Raw genomic sequence first — 19633 nt, forward strand, 5'->3', positions numbered from 1 at the left:
TATACCGAAAGATACTTCTTCTATTTTCCATGCACAAAATGTGTATTCAGGGCTTTATACCTAATGTGATATGCAAGCTCCATTCAGACAAAATCAGCTAATGTCAGGGAACAACAAAAATATCTGATTCAGGATGAAGAGATGACTAATTTGCATGTATCCCAACCCGTTGGCTGTATTATTCAAGGAAAAATGATACAAGGCGCTGCCGAAAGTTTTGTAGTGATCAATCCTGCTGATGAGCAGGTATTGGCACTGTGTTCCTCTCCCTCAGAAGCACAAATTGAAGACACCATCCGTAGTGCCGAGCAGGCTTTTCATCAATGGAAAAATACGGATGATGCCACGCGACAGTCAATCTTGCATCGTATTGCGGATCGTATTGAAGAACATCGGGAAGAGTTAGCGCGTTTGGTGGTGCAGGAGCAGGGCAAACCTTATGCGCTGGCTGAATTTGAAGTCGGTGGGGCCATTGCCTGGACCCGCTATCAGGCAGAACTCAAGATTGAAACTGAAATCTTACAGGATGATGCCAATAAACGGATCGAACTGCATCATCGGCCTTTAGGGATTGTGGCATCGGTCACTCCATGGAACTGGCCTTTAATGATTGCTGTCTGGCATATCATGCCGGCAATTCGCGCTGGCAATGTGGTCATCAATAAACCTTCAGAATTTACCCCATTGTCGACCCTTCGACTCGGTGAGCTGATTCAGCAAGAAGTTGCACCTGGAGTCGTATCTATACTTACTGGAGGCGGCGAAGTTGGGGCCAAGCTGACCAGTCACCCTGCAATTGCTAAAGTGGTATTTACCGGTTCGACCGCAACTGGTCAAAGAATCATGCAGAACGCAGCTGCGACTTTCAAGCATTTAACACTGGAACTTGGTGGCAATGATGCAGGCATTGTTTTGCCAGATACCGACATTCAGGCAATGGCAGTCCGAATCTTTCATGGAGCTTTTATCAACATGGGCCAGACCTGTGCTGCGTTGAAGCGTCTTTATGTGCATGACAGCCAGTATGATGCACTGGCACAGGAATTAGTAAAAGTCGCACAGCAACAATCTCTGGGAGATGGTTTAGCCAAGACGACTACTTTTGGTCCGGTACAAAATATTAAGCAATACCAAAAAGTTCAGGCCATGATTCAGGAAGCCCGGGATGAAGGGGCAATAGTCATGACATCTGGTCAGAATCTACCGGATACAGGCTATTTTATTGCACCGACGATTGTGACCAAGGTAAGCCCAGATAGCCGTCTGGTACAGGAAGAGCAGTTTGGTCCGGTATTACCTTTGATTCGTTATCACGATATTGAAGAAGTACTGACTGAAGCCAACAATACGGATTTTGGTTTAGGTGGCTCAATCTGGTCATCCGATCTGGAGCAGGCGCAGCAGTTTGCTCAACGGCTGAGTTGTGGTACGGCATGGATCAATACGCATGGTGAGATTTTCCCGCATGTACCTTTTGGCGGATGGAAGCATTCAGGTATCGGTGCCCAGTTCGGACTGAGTGGTCTGCTCGAAAATACGATTCAGCAGATTGTTTATATCAATAAAAATTAAATCAAAAAAAGCTCAAGTTAAACTTGAGCTTTTTTCTTCTGCTTTAAGACATATTAACGTAATAAAGGGCGGGCAGCCTGAAAATCAAAATGTAATTGCTTGAATTTATCTAAGACAATATAAGATTTGATATGGCCGATAAAATTACAGCTTAGTAATTTTTCAGTCACAAAATTTGCCAGCATTTCCAGATTTTTAGCGCCTACTTTTAACATGAAATCTGCATCACCACTTAAAGAAAAAGCTTCCTGAATGGCTTCTTCTTCTTCAATCAATTGTTGAAAAGCGATCTTGGCTGCTGCGTCATGTGTTTTGAGATTGACCTGAACCATAGCCAAAACTGCAATTCCCAAAGCTTCAGGATGAATGCAGGCGCTATAACCCAAAATAATTCCTTTTTGCTCCAGCAGCTGACGCCGTCTAGAACATTGAGAGGCTGACAGACCGATTAAATCCCCGATTTCCTGATTCGTTAGGCGCCCATTTTTTTGCAAAGCCTGGATGATTTTCCAGTCAAATTTATCCATTGCATCCATTGCACTGAATCCTTATCCGATACACGTTTTATGTGTTTTTGAATCATTGTGACTTGCATTATGCACGAAATCAGAAAATGAAATGCAATATTCTGTAATTGAAGCATAATAATTGATAGGGAAAATAATAATGTTTATGGAAATTGGTCAATACCTTAATCAGCGCCTGCAAGAACTAGGAATTCAGCATATTTTTGGTGTGCCAGGTGATTTTAATCTCTCCTATTTAGAACAGATCGAAATTGATCCAAAACTGGAATTTATCGGTAACTGTAATGAGCTAAATGCAGCCTATGCAGCAGATGGTTATGCACGTCTGCATGGTGTCGGTGCTTTGCTCACCACTTATGGTGTGGGTGACCTGAGCGCGATTAACGGCATTGCAGGTGCATATGCCGAGCAGGTTGCCATGGTGCATATTTCCGGTATTCCGCCTTTACATGCCGTAGAACAGGGTGCTTTGTTACACCATACCCTGATCGATGGTGATTATGACAATATCATGAACTGCATGCGCGAATTTACCGTGGCACAGACGCGTTTGACTCCAGCCAATGCAGTGAGTGAAATTGACCGGGTATTAAAGCAATGTATTTTGATGCGTCGACCGGTTCATATTCAGCTTCCATCGGATATTACCCATCTCCAGATTAAAGTGCCTAAGCAGCCTCTGGATCTGAGCCGTCCACAGAGTGATCCAAAACTTCTGCAAGAAACTGCGACACGGATAGCCAAACGCATCAAACAGGCACGTCAGCCAGTTCTGCTCATTGACAATGAAGCAGAAATTTTCCAGCTTACCGATATGCTGCAAAATTGGGCTGAGCGCATGCAGATTCCCTATACCTGCCTGTCTACTGCCAAAAATATCATGAATGAAAGTCACCCCTTATATGCGGGCGTTTATGCAGGTGCAGCAAGCGCAGCATCGACTTGTCAGCTGGTGGAGCAGTCAGACTGCCTGATCGCTATTGGGCCACGTTTTACCGATGTTGCCACAGCATTTTTCTCACATCGTGTATCCGCACAAAATATGTTGTATCTGGCGGATTCCTGTCTTTGCTTGGATGGGCAGATGATCAGTGGACTGGATTTAGTTCAATTGGTCCAAGCCATCTCAAAACAGACTTTAGATGATCAACCACGTACTTTTAATCCTGCACCGAAACCATCGTTACAAACTCAACAGATCGAAGAAAATACTGCGCTTAGCCAAACTGCACTCTGGCAGCAAATTTCTGAGTTCTTACAGGAAGATGATGTGATTGTGGCAGAAGTGGGCACTGCCAATGCAGGTTTATCAGGATTGACTTTACCTGTGACTGCTAAGTATCTGGTTCAACCGATCTGGGGATCGATTGGTTATACCTTGCCTGCTTTGCTTGGCAGTATGCTTGCTGCACCGAAGCGCCGTCATCTGTTATTTATTGGGGATGGTTCGATTCAGCTGACCATTCAGGAGCTCTCTACCTTATTAAGAGAAGGCTTAAAACCTGTAATTTTTATTTTAAATAATGGCGGCTATACCATTGAACGTTTGATTATGGGTGAAAATGCCAAGTACAACGATATTCAGAACTGGCAATACAGCCAGTTTGCTCAAGTCTTTTCTGCTGATACTCCGCATCAGGCTCATATAGTGAAAACCCCGGCAGAATTAAAGCGTACACTCGCACAAGTTCATCAGGCTGAGAAATTATGTCTGATTGAACTGCAACTCCCACGTATGGATGCGCCACAACGCTTAAAACAGTTTGCTGAAGTCGTGGCACGCTATGACTATGGTGAATATGGTTATAAGCAGCTGGTTGAGCAGAATACACCTCTCTACAAAAAGGCAATCTAGCAAAATGTAGAAATTAAAAAAAATTGTTCACAAGGAGTGACAATATGGATGTTGAAGATCATCAATTAAAAAAACAGCTTTCCAACCGGCATATCCAGCTAATCGCCTTAGGTGGAGCGATCGGTACAGGATTATTTTTAGGTTTATCACATACGATTCAGCTGGCAGGTCCATCAGTACTTTTAGGCTATGCCATTGCTGGCATCATTGCATTTCTGATCATGCGCCAATTGGGTGAGATGGTGGTGCATGAACCGGTTAGTGGTTCATTCAGTTATTTTGCTAATAAATACTGGGGCAAAAAAGCAGGCTTTATTTCAGGCTGGAACTATTGGGTGCTCTATGTCTTAGTCAGTATGGCTGAGTTGAGTGCAATTGGTACTTTCTTTCAGTTCTGGTGGCCGGAGATTCCGACCTGGCTCACGGCACTGGCATTCTTCCTGCTCATGAATGGCATCAATCTGGTCAATGTCAAATTCTTCGGTGAGAGTGAATTTATATTTTCCATGGTCAAGATCATTGCCATTTTAAGCATGATCGGATTCGGGATCTATCTGTTGTTTAGCGGTTCTGTTGGCAGTCAGGCCAGTGTGACAAACTTGTGGCAGCATGGCGGATTTTTCCCTGAGGGCTGGTCAGGTTTTATGATGGCACTTGCTGTGATTATGTTTGCATTTGGTGGGCTTGAGCTGATTGGTATTGCTGCCAGTGAAACCAAAAATCCAGAAAAGACCATTCCAAAAGCAGTGAATCAGATTGTCTACCGTGTATTGATTTTCTATATTGGTGCCATTGGCGTGTTGCTATGTCTGTATCCATGGAATCTGGTGGCGCAGGGCGGTAGTCCGTTCGTAATGATTTTCCAGTCATTGAACAGTCATGGTGTGGCGAATGTTCTTAATTTTGTAGTTCTGGTTGCTGCACTTTCGGTCTATAACAGCTGTATTTATTGTAATACCCGCATGTTGTTGGGTCTGGCCCAGCAAGGTAATGCATCAGCATTTTTGAAGAGAATTAACCGCCGGGGTATCCCAGTAAATGCTGTTCTATTCTCGGCAGCAGTCTCCGGTATCTGTGTATTAATGAATTACCTCATGCCGGGTGAAGCTTTCGGTATTCTGATGCTACTAGTGGTTTCTGCTTTGGTAATTAACTGGCTGATGATTTCACTGACCCATTTGAAATTCAGAAAAGCCATGCAGGAACAGCAGCAGACGACCGCATTCCCAAGCCTGTTTGGCCGCTGGAGTAATTACCTGACAATTTCATTTATCATCATGATTTTAATGATCATGAGCTTTACCAAAGAAATGCAGATTGCCGTTGCATTGGTGCCGGTCTGGTTGCTGTTTTTGACGGTGATGTATGTGATGAAATATCGCAGGAAACCGGTACTCTTGCCTGAATCTACTGAACCCACCACTTAAATAGAAAGGCCCTGAAAAGGGTCTTTTTTCTATTATATTGTCTTGAGCAGATAACGAATTAATTATCATAAAACCGTCATAAAGCTGTAACCCGGCTGTCATATTCTAAAATCAAAATGCGTGTATCGAAAAAGTACAAGACTTTATTAGAAAGTGGCGTACTCCAATAAATGCATCAATAAAGAGAGATGAGAATGCGCTTCAATCATATCGCAATTGCGTTGGCACTTTCAGGGGTAGCTGTTGCAACAACTGCAAATGCAGCTCGTGACACGATCCAAATTGCTGGTTCTTCTACAGTTTTGCCTTACGCGAGTATTGTTGCAGAAGAGTTTGGTAATACATTCCCACAATTTAAAGCACCTGTTGTAGGTTCTGGTGGTACTTCGGGTGGTTTGAAACAATTCTGTAATGGCGTTGGTGATAACACTATCGATATTGCTAATGCATCTCGTAAAATTAAAGACACTGAACTTGCAGCTTGTAAAAAAGCAGGTGTAAACCAAGTTCTTGAGATTAAAGTAGGTTATGACGGTATCGTGTTTGCATCAAACGCTAAAAAAGCGGCATTCAAATTACGTCCACAACATGTATTCGCTGCTTTAGCTGCTGAATTACCATCTAACGGTAAAATGGTTGCAAACCCATATACACGTTGGAACCAAATTGATCCAACACTTCCAAATGAAGCAATCACTTTAGTGATTCCTGCATCAAACCACGGTACACGTGAAGTGTTCCAAGAAAAAATGGTTGATGCTGGCTGTGAAACTTACCAAGCATTTGCGAAGTTAGATAAAGATGCACAGAAAAAGGCATGTTCTACATTCCGTAAAGATGGCCGTGTGATTGAAATTTCTGGCGACTACACTGAAACACTGGCACGTTTAAAAACATCTCCAAATGCAGTCGGTGTTTTTGGTTTAGGTTTCTATGATCAAAACCGTGACAAATTACGTGTAGCGACAGTTAACAACGTAGCTCCATCTGAGAAAACAATTCTGAATGGTTCTTACCCTGTATCACGTCCATTGTTCTTCTACGTGAAAGGTGAACATCTTAAATCAATCAAAGGCTTGAAAGAATTTACAGAATTCTTTGTAAGCAAAAAAGTATCTGGTAAAGGTTCTAAGCTTGAAAAAGCTGGTCTGATTTCAATGTCTGACAAAGAACGTGCTGCGGTACTAGCAAACTTCAAAGCGGGTAAAGCTGTTAAATAAAAGTATGGAAATAGCCAATGGCAGGGTCGACCTGCCTTTGGTTTTTTTGCAAAGAAACCGTTTTTTCAAAGTGTGTAATTGAAGAAACAGTGGAGATTACATGAATCTGCTCCTCATTGGTGTGTTACTGGCGATTATTGCCATTGCCTATCAAGTTGGCTTAACCAAGAGCCGTAAACTTGCAGGTAAAGGGAATAACTCAGCGATGCTGCATTCTCGACCGGGTTACTATGGTGCATTGGTCGCGTTGTGGTGTGGTATCCCAGCATTTTTAATTCTGATTGTTTGGAATTTAGTTGAACCAAGTATTTTTCAACAAGTCATTTTAAATCATGTGCCTGAACAAATTCGTGCGACGCTAGATCCGGCGAGTACAAGCGTGATGGTTGAGCGTGTACAAGCATTGGCTTCGGGTTTTGGGGTGAGCGATACACCAGCTGCTTATGAACTTGCAGCAGCAGAACAGTTAAAGAAAATTGAGAACATTGGTTCATTCGCGAAATTAGCAGTTGTTGTAAGTGCGGCATTGATTGGTTTAGTGATGGCTAAACGTCGCATTGCAGAAAAATATCGTGCACGAAATCAAGTTGAAAAAGTCTTAAATGTAGCATTGGCACTATGTTCAGGCGTGGCGATTTTGACCACTGTCGGTATTGTCATGTCGATGTTTAGTGAAGCAATGCGCTTCTTTAGTTTTGTTAATCCTCTCGATTTTTTCTTTGGTACTGAATGGAACCCAGGTTTTAGTACTTCGGGAAGTGCAGAAGGCAGTTACGGCTTGTTACCTTTATTGTGGGGTACGCTCATGGTGAGTGGTATCGCATTATTGGTAGCTGTTCCTGTTGGTTTAATGATTGCGATCTATCTTGCTGAATATGCAAAACCAAGTTTTCGTTCATGGGCAAAACCTGCGATTGAAGTATTGGCAGGTATTCCAACCATTGTTTATGGTGTCTTTGCTTTAATGGTCATTGGTCCATTTGCTAAAGATTTAGGCGCAATGATTGGGCTCGAAATTAATGCGACAAGTGCCTTAACCGCTGGTTTTGTCATGGGCATTATGATTATTCCATTTGTCTCTTCATTATCAGATGACATCATTACTCAAGTGCCACGAGCACTACGTGATGGTTCACTCGGATTAGGTGCGACAAAATCTGAAACGATTCGCCAAGTGGTTATTCCAGCAGCATTGCCAGGTATTATCGGTGCGTTCTTGCTTGCAGCATCACGTGCCATTGGTGAAACCATGATTGTGGTACTAGCCGCTGGTAATAGTCCGCTGTTACATATCAATCCACTCGAAGCGGTTTCGACAGTCACAATTACCATTGTGAATCAATTAACAGGTGATACAGATTTTGCGAGTCCTCAGGCCTTGGTTGCTTTTGCATTGGGCTTAACGCTGTTTGTAATTACTTTAGGTCTGAATATTGTTGCGCTGTACATCGTGCGTAAATACCGTGAGCAATACGAATGAGTACGATTAATACATCAAATATGGATCAAACATTCGATCCGCAAGCTGCTGCTGAGCAGCGTGAAAAGCGTAAAAAAATCATCGAAAGCTCATTGGCAAAGCGTCACCGTAAAGAAAAGACATTTCGTATGTTTGGCTTCGGTGCGGTCATTACAGGTTTATTATTTGTTGCTTTGCTATTTGGCAGTATCTTGGCAAAAGGCTTACCTGCATTTTGGCAAAGTAGCATGACTGTGCCAGTGTTTTTTGATCCAGCAATTATTCAAGTCGGTCCTAAACCGGTTCAAAAAGGAGGTGAGTCACCTGCACAGTTTGAAGAGCGTTTTATCGCTTGGCAAACTGAAATGGGTATGGTGGATTGGGATGCGCTCATTGTTAATGGCATTGTTAAAAAAGCACCTGAAATTGCAAATCAAAGTGATGAGTTGAATAGTATTTACACCAGTTCCGAAGCTTATCGCTTACGTGATATGGTGATGAAAGATCCGTCACTGATTGGTAAAACGCAGGACTTCAGAATTTTAGCTGATGCGAATGTCGATGTATGGTTAGCAGGTAATATTGACCGTAGTCTTCCAGATGAACAGCAACAGCTGAGCCCTGAAGTACGTCAATTGGCCGATCAGTTAAAAGCCGATGGTGTAATCACGAATAGCTTCAATACAGAAATCTTTAAAAATCCAGATTCACGTAGTTCACCAGCAACTTCTGGCTTAGCAGGCGCATTTATGGGCTCGCTATTTATGATGCTGATTGTGATTGTGTTGTCTATTCCAATTGGTGTGGCATCTGCTATTTACCTTGAAGAATTTGCACCGAAAAACTGGATTACTGACATTATTGAAGTCAACATCAATAACCTTGCAGCAGTACCATCGATCGTATTTGGTTTGTTGGGTGCAGCAATCTTTATTGGTTGGATGCATATGCCACTTTCTGCACCTGTTGTGGGTGGTTTGGTCTTAAGTTTAATGACACTACCAACCGTAATTATTACAACGCGTGCATCTTTAAAAGCCGTTCCACCTTCGATTCGCCAAGCCGCTTTAGGCTTAGGTGCATCACGCTTACAAACAGTTTTCCACCATGTATTGCCATTGGCTTTGCCGGGTATTTTAACGGGCGGTATTATTGGTGTTGCCCAAGCTTTAGGTGAAACAGCACCACTATTACTCATTGGTATGAGCGCCTTCGTTGCAAACGTACCTGCTACGCCACTTGATCAATCGACTGCTTTACCTGTTCAGATTTTCTTATGGCAGGGGAATGAATTGCGTAACTTCTTCGAAGGACGTACCGCAGCAGCGATTATTGTACTTCTTGCACTGATGATTGGCTTAAACAGTCTAGCCATTTGGCTACGTAAGAAATTTGAAGTACGCTGGTAATTGAGAGCATTATATGAATACAGTTATTACTCTAGAACAGAATTCCTTAGAACAGGATAAGTCCGTGAATCCAGAACCAACGCAATTTACCTCTGCTCAGGGCAGTCAAAAACAGCCATCGACTTCGTTTGTGTCTCAGTTCGATACACAGACAAGTCAAAAGAAAGATGCCAAACCTACTGATGTAAAAATTAGCACACAAGATGTTCATGTTTACTACGGTGAGAGTGAAGCCATTAAAGGAATTGACCTAAATATTTATGCAAATGAAGTGATTGCATTTATTGGTCCATCTGGCTGTGGTAAGTCAACATTCTTACGTACCTTAAACCGTATGAATGACACCATTGATAGCTGCCGTGTAACAGGTAAAGTGATGATGGATAATCAAGATATCTATGATCCAAATCTAGATGTGGTGTTACTACGTGCACAAGTTGGTATGGTTTTCCAAAAGCCAAACCCATTTCCAAAGTCAATTTTTGATAATGTCGCTTATGGACCAAAATTGCATGGTCTGGCACGGGATAAATATGATCTGGAAGAAATCGTAGAAAACAGCTTGCGTAAGGCAGGGCTGTGGGATGAAGTCAAAGACCGTTTAAATCAGCCGGGTACAGGGTTGTCGGGCGGACAGCAACAGCGTTTATGTATTGCACGGACGATTGCCGTTTCTCCTGAAGTGATTCTGATGGATGAACCTTGTTCAGCACTCGATCCGATTGCAACAGCTAAAGTTGAAGAACTGATCTCTGAACTTTCAACCCAATACACCATTGCTATTGTGACTCACTCCATGCAGCAGGCAGCGCGAGTCTCTGATCGGACTGCTTATTTCCATTTAGGTGATCTGATTGAAGTCAACTCGACCGAGAAAGTCTTTACTCAGCCTGACCATCAGCTTACAGAAGCCTATATTACCGGGCGTTTTGGTTAAGAAGTTTTATCTCAAGAAAGAAGGGCTAAAAAGCTCTTTTTTTATATCCAAAAGTAACGAAAGAATAAGATATATCAATTTAATCAGTGAAATGTGGAAAAATAAACCGAATCCTATTGTGCCCGAAATTCTTATAGAATATGCCGTCTTTGACATGGCAGAGCTGTCAAAAGATAGATGTTAAGAAAAGGTTGCATCCGCTATGGAAACACTCAAAACGATGTCAGTTTTTCTGATGCTGCTGATCGCATTAAGTTTAAGCATCGGTGGTCTGTGGCATCAATTACAAGGCGGCAGAATGTTTTATATACTGATTGGATTGCTGTATGGACTCAGTTTGAATTTCTATTTCAAAAAGCAGGAAAAAGCCTTATATACGAATTCTGCTATATTGCTAGGAGTTATTGTCTGGGCAGGTTATCAACATGGTATTAATTTTCTATAGTGCGAATTATTTTTGCCTTACTAAGACCATATGGATACTGCTCAGTTTCAGCAATTAAACAACAATATTCTATTGAAAAAAATTCATTTGACCTTATCTTAAATTGAAACCTATATAAATAATTGAGACCCGATTTTTATGTTATTTCATACCCCCAAATTACCCGCTGAAATCCGTATTAGTCATTTGAATGCGCGCATTAATGAGCAACGAAAAAAAATAGCGCAAACAACGTCGTCTAAACTGGAACTTTTGCAATTGAGCCAGCAATTGTCAAAAGAAGCGCGTGCGCGTAAGAAAACTAACCAGAAAATCTATGTACTCGATTTTAAAGGTGATATGGCTGCGTCAGCAGTAGAAAGCTTGCGTGAAGAAATTACCCTGATTCTATCTACAGCCAAAGCTGGTCGTGATCGTGTCATTGTACGTTTAGAAAGTCCGGGTGGTATGGTACATGGTTATGGTCTTGCAGCTGCGCAGCTGGTGCGCTTACGTGAAGCGGGTTTTCATGTGACCATCTGTGTCGATAAAGTTGCAGCCAGTGGCGGTTATATGATGGCGTGTATTGCAAATGAAGTGCTTTCTGCACCGTTTGCGATTGTGGGTTCAATTGGGGTAGTGGCACAGGTGCCAAACTTTAACCGTCTACTGAAAGAAAACAAGATCGATTTTGAACTTTATACTGCGGGTCAATATAAACGTACGGTGACCATGTTTGGTGAAAATACCGAAGAGGGCAAAGCCAAGTTTGAAGAAGAATTGCAACAGACACATGCCTTATTTAAACACTTCGTGGAAAAATATCGTCCACAGTTAAATGTTGAAAAAGTGGCAACGGGTGAACACTGGTATGGTCAGGATGCCCTAGACCTGAATCTGGTAGATAAACTGCAAACTTCTGATGAATATCTGCTAGGTCTTTTACCGCAACATGATGTGTATTTAATCCAGACCCGTAAAAAACCAACGCTGGGCGAAAAACTAGGTTTGCAAGCAGCACAAATCGCAGATTCTTTTATCCCCGCGGTGATGGATAAAGTGGTAGATACGCTAACCAAAGCCAATTCAAATCTGGTTCAGATGCGTGATCCGAAACTTTAATTTATTGCTCTAAAAATGATATGGAAAGCTCACTTGGTGGGCTTTTTTATTTTTGAAATCAAATCATTATGATATAAGTGAAGTACTTTGGTTAAGTCTAGGCTCATATGCTCACGTTTATTTTATTATTGGGATTCTTTAACATCGTGTTTATTCCGATGTTATGTATGCTCTATGCTGAAGCCAAACTCATAAATAATGATTCGAAGAAGATTCTGTTTTGGCTGAGCTTTCTACCTGGTGCATGTATTTTTCTATTATATGGTGTTTTAAAGCCAAATAATCCACCCGTTACTTCATCGAAAGAATGTGGTGTGGTGCAGTCTTATCAGGTATATAAAACTCGAGGTGGAACTCAGCATGAAAGCGTGATCATTCGCTTCAATGGTGCCAAGTATAGTCGTTATTTATATTTCGATCAGCATTTTGAGAAAATGCCGAAAGGGCAAAGGGTCTGTTTTGAGTATTTAGATAAGTTTAAATACCCACACTTGTCAAAATCTAAGTTTGTTAAATGGATTGACCCCACTGAAATGCCGACCAGCACTGAGGTAAATCATATAAAATAAAGCATATTTTACTGTTAGAGCAGAAACATGGCTGTCGCTGAAGCATATCTTGCAACGCAAAATTGTTATTTTAATTACGAGTTTGAAGAATTGAATTTAGAGGATTTTCCTGAGGAGTTATCTGTGTCACTGCGTGGCATGATGTTCCGCCATGAGATTCAATATCCTGATGCCACCTATTTTATTTATTACAGCGAGATATTGACGGGTCATGAATTGCAAAAAATGAAAGATGATTGGATGCGATATTGCCCACTTCCATAATTGAAAAATATGCAGCTCATTAAATTTGTGATGACACACTTTAATTCAATGAGATGCTGAGTTTAAGAGCTTGCTTCTATGGGCTTTTTTTGTAATAGCATGATACTCCCCGTAAATATAGCGCCAATGGTTGCCAGCAAAATATCTTTATGTGCATCCCACATATCACCTTGTTGTCCATTATAGTTTTCAGCTTCCTCAGGAGATAGACCAATGGCAATCAGCCATTCCAGCCATTCATAGAGCATGCTGCTGGCCACCACAAACTGAATCACCAGCAGGAAAATGACCACAGGTTTCTGCTGCGGCAGCCAGACCTGAAACAACCGGTAAAATACCGGGTAGAGTAAAAGACCAAAAGCCAGGTGCACAAAACGGTCAAACATGTTGCGTGACCAGCCCATGGCAGCATTCAGGTCAAAGCCAAAGAGTGTCTGAGTCCATTCATTATAAGGTACATAAGAATACAGATAATGTGCAGCAACCACATGAATCAGCAGAAAAGCCAGATAAAGGTTGAAACTGAAGAAGCTCAATCCGATTTTATACAGGCACAAGATCAACATAACGATCATAAAAACCGTACCTGTTTGATGGAGCAGATAAGATTCCATTTCTAAAGGTTGAATACTGGCAAAGATAATCGCAATTGCCAAAATCCCTAAACTAACAAAATGTTTGCTGCTTAATCGATGATCCATCATCTATTTCTATATCATTTTTCTTAAAGTTAGACATGATTATAAATAAAAAAGCGAAGCCGGAGCTTCGCTTTTGGTCTTAATTGTCTAAATTAGATTTTAGCGATTAAGTCTTTAATTTGTTTTGCTTGTTCAGATGCATTACCTGTATATGTTGCAGGTGTCATTTCAGCCAAACGAGCACGATCCGCTGCAGGAACAGCTTCTAATTCGTTACCGTTTACGAAATCAACCATCATGTCGCGAGTCATGGCTTGACCACGAGTCAGTGCTTTTAATTTTTCATATGGTTTTTCAACATTATAACGACGCATAACCGTTTGAATTGGTTCAGCCAAGACTTCTTGAGCATTGTCTAAGTCTTCATCAATACGTGCAGCATTCAGTTCAAGTTTACCCACGCCTTTTAAGCAAGCTTCAAACGCGATCAAGCTTTGCGCAAAACCTACACCCATGTTACGAAGAACAGTTGAGTCAGTCAGGTCACGCTGCCAGCGAGAAATAGGCAGTTTTTCACCTAGATGCGCAAGAACTGCATTGGCAATACCCAAGTTACCTTCTGAGTTTTCGAAATCAATCGGGTTAACTTTGTGCGGCATGGTTGAAGAACCCACTTCGCCTTCTTTCAATTTTTGTTTGAAGAAACCAAGTGAGATATAACCCCAAACGTCACGGTTGAAATCGATCAGGATAGTATTGAAACGACGCAGCGCATCAAACAGTTCCGCCATGTAGTCATGTGGCTCGATCTGGGTGGTGTACGGGTTAAAAGTCAAACCTAAAGATTCAACAAATGCTTGTGAATGCGCAGGCCAGTTGATGTCTGGGTAAGCTGAAAGATGCGCGTTGTAATTACCCACTGCGCCATTGATTTTGCCCAGTAGCTCAACTTGCTTGAACTGTTTGATTTGACGGGCAAGACGGTAAGCCACGTTCGCCATTTCTTTACCCAAAGTTGTTGGGCTCGCTGTTTGACCATGTGTACGAGACAACATTGGTTGGTCAGCATGTTTCTCAGCCAATGCAACAATTGAATCAATGATTTGTTGCATAGACTCAACCAGTACATCACGACCGCTTTTCAGCATTAATGCATGAGACAGGTTATTGATGTCTTCAGAAGTACATGCAAAGTGAATGAATTCGCCTGCATTTTTCAGTTCTTCAATGCCTGCAATTTTTTCTTTCAGGAAATATTCAACCGCTTTCACGTCGTGGTTCGTAGTACGTTCGATCTCTTTAATGCGGTTGGCATCTTCTTCAGAGAAGCTGGCAACAATCGCATCAAGTGCAGCATTGGTTTCAGATGAGAACGCTGGCACTTCAGTGATTTCAGGACGGTTGGCAAGCGCTTGTAACCAACGCACTTCAACAGTCACACGAGCATGGATCAGACCAAACTCAGAAAGAAAAGGGCGCAGCGCATCACATTTGCTAGCGTAGCGTCCATCTAATGGAGAAAGTGCAGTTAAAGCGTTCATATCGATTCCCTAAATTTTGGAATTAAACGAAAAACGGTGCGCGTACAACAACATGGTTTAGATCACCTGAAACTGTAAGCGCGCGAGATTTTGGATATCCTGTAGCAACTTGCGCTTGCCAAAAATCATGCCCCATGAACTGCCGCCAAGCTGACGCCATAAGTGCGCCATTTGCAGTCCAGTAAAGAGTGAAGCACGGATGCGGTTGGTATGACCGGAATCTTTAAAGGCTTCAGCATTGCCACGCACCATGATCCGCGGATTGATCTGGCCGGCGGTATCGACATAGGTCTGAGCGAGATTGGCAATGATGCTGGGGTGCATGTAATTGTTATCGAAGAAGGAGAGCTGTCTGAGGATTTTTTGCTGGGATTGTTCGATGATTTCAACAAACTTGGTATTGCTATAGACCTTCTTTTCTAACTGAAGAAGTGCCATGGCATAGGACATTGGAAGCTTGGTCGATGAAAGTTTTGGAAGTCTGGATTTTGGGGAAGTATTAAAAGGTTGGGTAATGCTGCTTTCCAGGGTTTTTAAACCGAGGGAAATATCGGCCAGCTGATTAAAGAAGTCTAAGGTCTGGGCATTTAACTTGCCACTTGGACGGATATTTAAACTGGCTTTAATCAACTGTTCAAAATAGAAATTACCGCTTTCACCAATGCTTTGCTGTCCCGTCAATGCAGTCATATGCGTCAGCTGGGTGGCCTGAAAAACCCCCGCTAGCGCCAACGCACGATTTTGACGAACATTCAACGTTGTGGCTTGTTGAAACGGTAACTCCGTCATACCGAAATCATCCTTTAATAAAATCAGGTTTAGGCGCATTGGTATGATGAATCACGCCACCACCTAAACAAACTTCACCTGAGTAGAATACAACGCTTTGACCCGGGGTCACTGCACGTTGCGACTCATCAAATTCAACACGAACACCATTTGGTGTTTCTGGATCCTTGAAAATAGTACACGCTTGGTCAGGCTGACGGTAGCGGGTTTTTGCCGTACAGCGGAAACCTGTTTCAGGAATATCCTGTTCACCGGCTACCCAGTCAATCGCTTCAGACCACAATATGGTACTGTGCATCAGTGGATGTTCATGACCTTGACCCACCACCAGACGGTTACCTTCAATATCTTTATGCAGTACAAACCAGGCACCCTCTTCCGCGCCTTTCATACCGCCAATACCGATCCCGCCACGTTGGCCGAGCGTATAGTACATTAAGCCGTGATGATCACCAACCTCTTTGCTATCTTCCAGCACGATTTTTCCAGGTTGCGCCGGCAAATATTGCTTTAAGAAGTCATTGAAGCGACGTTCACCAATAAAACAGATACCCGTAGAATCTTTTTTCTTCGCTGTTGCCAGACCTAATTCTTCTGCAATTTTACGGACTTGCGGTTTTTCAATTTCGCCGACAGGGAACAGGGTCTTATTAATTTCACGACCATGGACCGCATGCAGGAAGTAAGTCTGGTCTTTATTATTGTCATAACCACGCAGTAATTGGGCATATTGCTCACCGCGCGAATTGGTCATGGTTTTGCCGCGACGACAGTAGTGACCAGTCGCGATAAAGTCAGCGCCCAGATTGATCGCATGATCCAGGAAGGCTCGGAATTTGATTTCTTTATTACACAAAATATCCGGGTTTGGGGTACGGCCAGCAGTATATTCAGCCAGAAAATGCTCGAACACGCGATCCCAGTATTCCATCGCGAAGTTGGCGGTATGCAGTTTGATCCCGATCTTGTCGCAAACGGCTTGTGCATCGGCAAGATCTTCCATTGCCGTACAGTATTCTGTGCCGTCATCTTCTTCCCAGTTTTTCATGAAAAGACCTTCAACCTGATAACCCTGTTGAAGGAGGAGAGCTGCAGACACAGATGAATCTACACCACCAGACATACCGACGATGACACGTTGTTGCATAGGATTAGGCATCCAAATTTAAAATTAAGGGAGAATTTTGGTGCTCGTAAATGAGCGATAAAGGATAGTGTTTGCCAGCTTGGGCATCCTGCACGGCTTTAATCACCAATGGGCTGCGAGCACGTGCGGTTTCAACCAGTTCATCCAGCGTCATCCAGACTGCACCGACAATACCGGTATCCAGTTCAGCATTTTCATCATGGCTGACGGCTTCTGCTCTCAGGCAGAAACGGAAATAGGTACGATCCGGGAACATCGGCGGGGTATAGGTATAGATGCCGATCAGATCAGTAACATTGACCTGATAACCGGTTTCTTCTATGGTTTCACGAATGGCTGCTTCGACAATGGTTTCACCTGCCTCCACATGGCCTGCCGGCTGATTGAATACGGTATGGATGACACCTTCAGTATGTTCTTCAACGAACAGGAATTTTCCATTTTTTTCGACGATAGTTGCGACAGTGACGTGAGCAGTCCAAGCGATCATAGAGGAGCACCATGGAATAAAAACTGTATTCTACAAAATTTAGGCGGCGGTGGCTATGTTGATACTCGGGATTTTAATTTAGATGATTAACAATAAAGGTATTTGGCGAAAAAGAAAGCGTAGAATATAATGAGTGCATAAAATACTAAAACAGCAATATTTGCATTCTACGCTTTAATATAAGAATTTGATTTAAAATAAAATTTAATAAAAATTAGCAGTATTTCATAACAATTAAAATAAATAACAGGCTTTATAGGACAGGACTCCAATGAAATTCAGAACAGACATCAATGGCCTCAGAGCAATTGCCGTGATTGCAGTCATGCTATTTCATTTTAATGCGGCATGGATGCCTGGCGGTTTTGTTGGAGTAGATGTCTTCTTTGTGATTTCAGGTTTTTTAATGACTGGAATCATATTTAAAGATTTAGAACATGAAAAATTTTCTATTCTGAAATTTTATGTGGCTCGTGCGAATCGGATTATTCCAGCTTTGGCCGTGCTGTGTCTGGTATTAATGATTTTTGGCTGGTTTTATCTGACGCCTTTTGATTACAAGTTATTGGGTAAGCATGCCGCGAGTAGCATGACTTTTTTATCCAATATCAGTTACTGGAAGGAATCCGGTTACTTTGAGGCAGGCACTCACGAAAAGTGGTTATTACATACCTGGTCACTTTCCGTCGAATGGCAATTCTATATGATTTATCCGCTCGTTCTCATTGCCATGCGCAAGTTCATGTCTATCCAGACCATGAAATTTATGCTGCTGGCAGGAACGATTTTAGGATTCATTCTATCTGTGATCGCTACCTACAAATGGCCAAATCCCGCTTATTTCCTGTTACCTACCAGAGCCTGGGAAATGATGATCGGGGGAATTGCTTATCTTTACCCTTTGGCCTTGCAGGAAAATAAGAAAAGGTTGCTGGAAGGAACGGGATTGGCACTTATTCTGGGATCCTATTTCTTCATTTCTGCAGAAGACTTGTGGCCTGGTTATCTGGCAGTTTTTCCTGTTACCGGTACCTTCCTGATGATTCAGGCACATCGACATGACAGTGTTCTTACCAATAATATTGTATTTCAAAAGCTGGGGACTTGGTCTTATTCTATTTACCTATGGCACTGGCCTTTGGTTGTGCTGATCTATATCTACTCATTGCCTGAGTATTATGTGTATGCCGGAATAGCACTTTCTATAGGGTTAGGTTTTCTGAGCTATAAGTATATTGAGCAGATTAAATTACCTTCATATCATCAGTGGAAAGATATTTATCGTATAAAACCGCTTTATTTTTCTCTAGTGCTCATGAGCTTAGGCGTTACTTTAAATATATTTAATGGTTTTAATACAGATCTGCGCCAAGGTGCAGCCTCAGAACAGGCAAAATTTTTAGATTATTATAATGAGAAATTCAAAAATTTAAGGGATGCATACTGGCTGAAATGTGATACTTACGTGAGCCTGACTGAGCATAATAGTTATGATCCTGATCCAATCTGTATCACGAAACAAAAGGAAGGTGGGGTGTTCTTATGGGGAGATTCTCATGCTGAGGCACTTTCTTTAGGGCTGAGGACATTACTGAAATCCAATGATATCCCTTTTTATCAGAAAACCTCCTCCATTTGCCGGGCATCGCTGACCGAGATCAACTATCATAAAGGAGCTTATAAAGAAGCCTGTGACTATTCCAATAAACTGGCACTAAAGAGCATCGCAGAACTGAAACCCAAAATTGTGGTTATCACTCAAGCCCTGAAACACGATGAAACCAATTGGGAAAATATCGGGAAAAGTTTGCTTCAGCTTGGCGTATCTAATATCGTCATTGTGGGGCCAATTTCGCAATGGAAACCTTCGCTTCCTAAAGTGATGGTGAAACCGAAAAACTGGAATAGTGCTGAAGATTTTATATTTGATGCCGGACTGGATTTAAGAGCAGTTCAGGTAGACGAGAAAATGAAAAAATTACAATATCCTCAGGGAATTACCTATATATCCCTCATTGATCATCTATGTAAAAAAGATGATGTGCAGCAGCAATACAAATGTCGGATTCGGGCAGCTCAAGGAGAAGACCTGCTTCAGGTGGATTATGGGCACCTAAGTGAATCAGGCTCTTTATTTGTGGGGAATACCATACTGTCAAAATACTTATTAAATTTATATTCTCAGGATGTGACCACAAAACAATAAGCTTATTTCCTATGATTGATCAGCCACCCATTGA

The 19633-nt window shown here is 42.1% G+C and carries 18 protein-coding genes; 12 read left to right on the forward strand and 6 right to left on the reverse strand.

Going from position 1 to position 19633, the window contains the following annotated elements:
- Positions 1–141: 141 nt before the first annotated feature.
- The gene (locus ACWM1W_RS05190) at positions 142–1572 is read left to right on the forward strand and encodes an aldehyde dehydrogenase family protein (protein ID WP_208462058.1); all 1431 of its coding nucleotides are present in this window, start codon (positions 142–144) and stop codon (positions 1570–1572) included.
- Positions 1573–1625: 53 nt separating this feature from the next.
- Here ACWM1W_RS05190 and ACWM1W_RS05195 read toward each other — a convergent pair whose 3' ends face one another.
- The gene (locus tag ACWM1W_RS05195) at positions 1626–2099 is read right to left on the reverse strand and encodes an Lrp/AsnC family transcriptional regulator (protein ID WP_034170074.1); all 474 of its coding nucleotides are present in this window, start codon (positions 2097–2099) and stop codon (positions 1626–1628) included.
- 139 nt (positions 2100–2238) lie between these two features.
- Between ACWM1W_RS05195 and ACWM1W_RS05200 the strand changes: the two genes are divergently transcribed.
- The 10 genes from ACWM1W_RS05200 (at position 2239) to ACWM1W_RS05245 (ending at position 12785) form a co-directional block, all read left to right on the forward strand.
- Complete coding sequence (locus ACWM1W_RS05200; protein WP_208462059.1) at positions 2239–3954, forward strand: alpha-keto acid decarboxylase family protein; 1716 nt, start codon at positions 2239–2241, stop codon at positions 3952–3954.
- A 44-nt stretch (positions 3955–3998) separates the two neighbouring features.
- A complete protein-coding gene (locus ACWM1W_RS05205) occupies positions 3999–5381 on the forward strand; it encodes an amino acid permease (RefSeq protein ID WP_208462060.1) in 1383 nt (460 codons plus the stop codon).
- 194 nt (positions 5382–5575) lie between these two features.
- Positions 5576–6601 carry a substrate-binding domain-containing protein gene (locus tag ACWM1W_RS05210; protein ID WP_005234940.1) on the forward strand — a complete coding sequence of 342 codons (1026 nt, stop codon included), beginning with the start codon at positions 5576–5578 and terminating at the stop codon, positions 6599–6601.
- 100 nt (positions 6602–6701) lie between these two features.
- Complete coding sequence (pstC, locus tag ACWM1W_RS05215; RefSeq protein WP_005234942.1) at positions 6702–8081, forward strand: phosphate ABC transporter permease subunit PstC; 1380 nt, start codon at positions 6702–6704, stop codon at positions 8079–8081.
- Positions 8078–9469: a phosphate ABC transporter permease PstA gene (gene pstA / locus ACWM1W_RS05220; protein WP_005234946.1), complete on the forward strand. Its 1392-nt coding sequence runs from the start codon at positions 8078–8080 to the stop codon at positions 9467–9469. The genes pstC and pstA overlap by 4 nt, the downstream gene beginning before the upstream one ends.
- A 13-nt stretch (positions 9470–9482) precedes the next feature.
- Positions 9483–10406 carry a phosphate ABC transporter ATP-binding protein PstB gene (gene pstB, locus ACWM1W_RS05225; protein ID WP_208462061.1) on the forward strand — a complete coding sequence of 308 codons (924 nt, stop codon included), beginning with the start codon at positions 9483–9485 and terminating at the stop codon, positions 10404–10406.
- Positions 10407–10608: 202 nt separating this feature from the next.
- Complete coding sequence (locus tag ACWM1W_RS05230) at positions 10609–10851, forward strand: hypothetical protein (RefSeq protein WP_034170036.1); 243 nt, start codon at positions 10609–10611, stop codon at positions 10849–10851.
- Positions 10852–10989: 138 nt separating this feature from the next.
- Positions 10990–11952, forward strand: a complete 963-nt coding sequence (sohB, locus tag ACWM1W_RS05235) for a protease SohB (protein WP_005234956.1) — start codon at positions 10990–10992, stop codon at positions 11950–11952.
- A 107-nt stretch (positions 11953–12059) separates the two neighbouring features.
- Entirely contained in the window at positions 12060–12521 is a 462-nt protein-coding gene (locus ACWM1W_RS05240) for a hypothetical protein (RefSeq protein ID WP_005234958.1), read from the forward strand.
- Positions 12522–12548: 27 nt separating this feature from the next.
- The gene (locus ACWM1W_RS05245; protein WP_005234962.1) at positions 12549–12785 is read left to right on the forward strand and encodes a hypothetical protein; all 237 of its coding nucleotides are present in this window, start codon (positions 12549–12551) and stop codon (positions 12783–12785) included.
- A gap of 62 nt (positions 12786–12847) precedes the next feature.
- Here the strand turns inward: ACWM1W_RS05245 and ACWM1W_RS05250 are convergent, their stop codons facing one another.
- The 5 genes from ACWM1W_RS05250 to ACWM1W_RS05270 all read right to left on the reverse strand — a co-directional run bounded on the left by ACWM1W_RS05250 (position 12848) and on the right by ACWM1W_RS05270 (position 17393).
- The gene (locus tag ACWM1W_RS05250; RefSeq protein ID WP_005234963.1) at positions 12848–13489 is read right to left on the reverse strand and encodes a DUF2238 domain-containing protein; all 642 of its coding nucleotides are present in this window, start codon (positions 13487–13489) and stop codon (positions 12848–12850) included.
- An 89-nt stretch (positions 13490–13578) separates the two neighbouring features.
- Positions 13579–14967: an adenylosuccinate lyase gene (gene purB, locus ACWM1W_RS05255; RefSeq protein WP_034170034.1), complete on the reverse strand. Its 1389-nt coding sequence runs from the start codon at positions 14965–14967 to the stop codon at positions 13579–13581.
- A gap of 57 nt (positions 14968–15024) precedes the next feature.
- Complete coding sequence (gene hflD, locus ACWM1W_RS05260) at positions 15025–15756, reverse strand: high frequency lysogenization protein HflD (protein WP_005234970.1); 732 nt, start codon at positions 15754–15756, stop codon at positions 15025–15027.
- A gap of 7 nt (positions 15757–15763) precedes the next feature.
- On the reverse strand, positions 15764–16903 hold the full coding sequence (gene mnmA / locus ACWM1W_RS05265) for a tRNA 2-thiouridine(34) synthase MnmA (protein WP_005234972.1): 1140 nt from the start codon (positions 16901–16903) through the stop codon (positions 15764–15766).
- Positions 16904–16907: 4 nt separating this feature from the next.
- Complete coding sequence (locus ACWM1W_RS05270; RefSeq protein ID WP_034170033.1) at positions 16908–17393, reverse strand: NUDIX hydrolase; 486 nt, start codon at positions 17391–17393, stop codon at positions 16908–16910.
- Positions 17394–17664: 271 nt separating this feature from the next.
- On the opposite strand from ACWM1W_RS05270, the gene ACWM1W_RS05275 reads away from it, so the two are divergent.
- On the forward strand, positions 17665–19599 hold the full coding sequence (locus ACWM1W_RS05275; RefSeq protein ID WP_034170032.1) for an acyltransferase family protein: 1935 nt from the start codon (positions 17665–17667) through the stop codon (positions 19597–19599).
- The last annotated feature ends 34 nt before the right edge of the window (positions 19600–19633 follow it).

The sequence above is a fragment of the Acinetobacter sp. TW_SC_4 genome, from assembly GCF_054861205.1.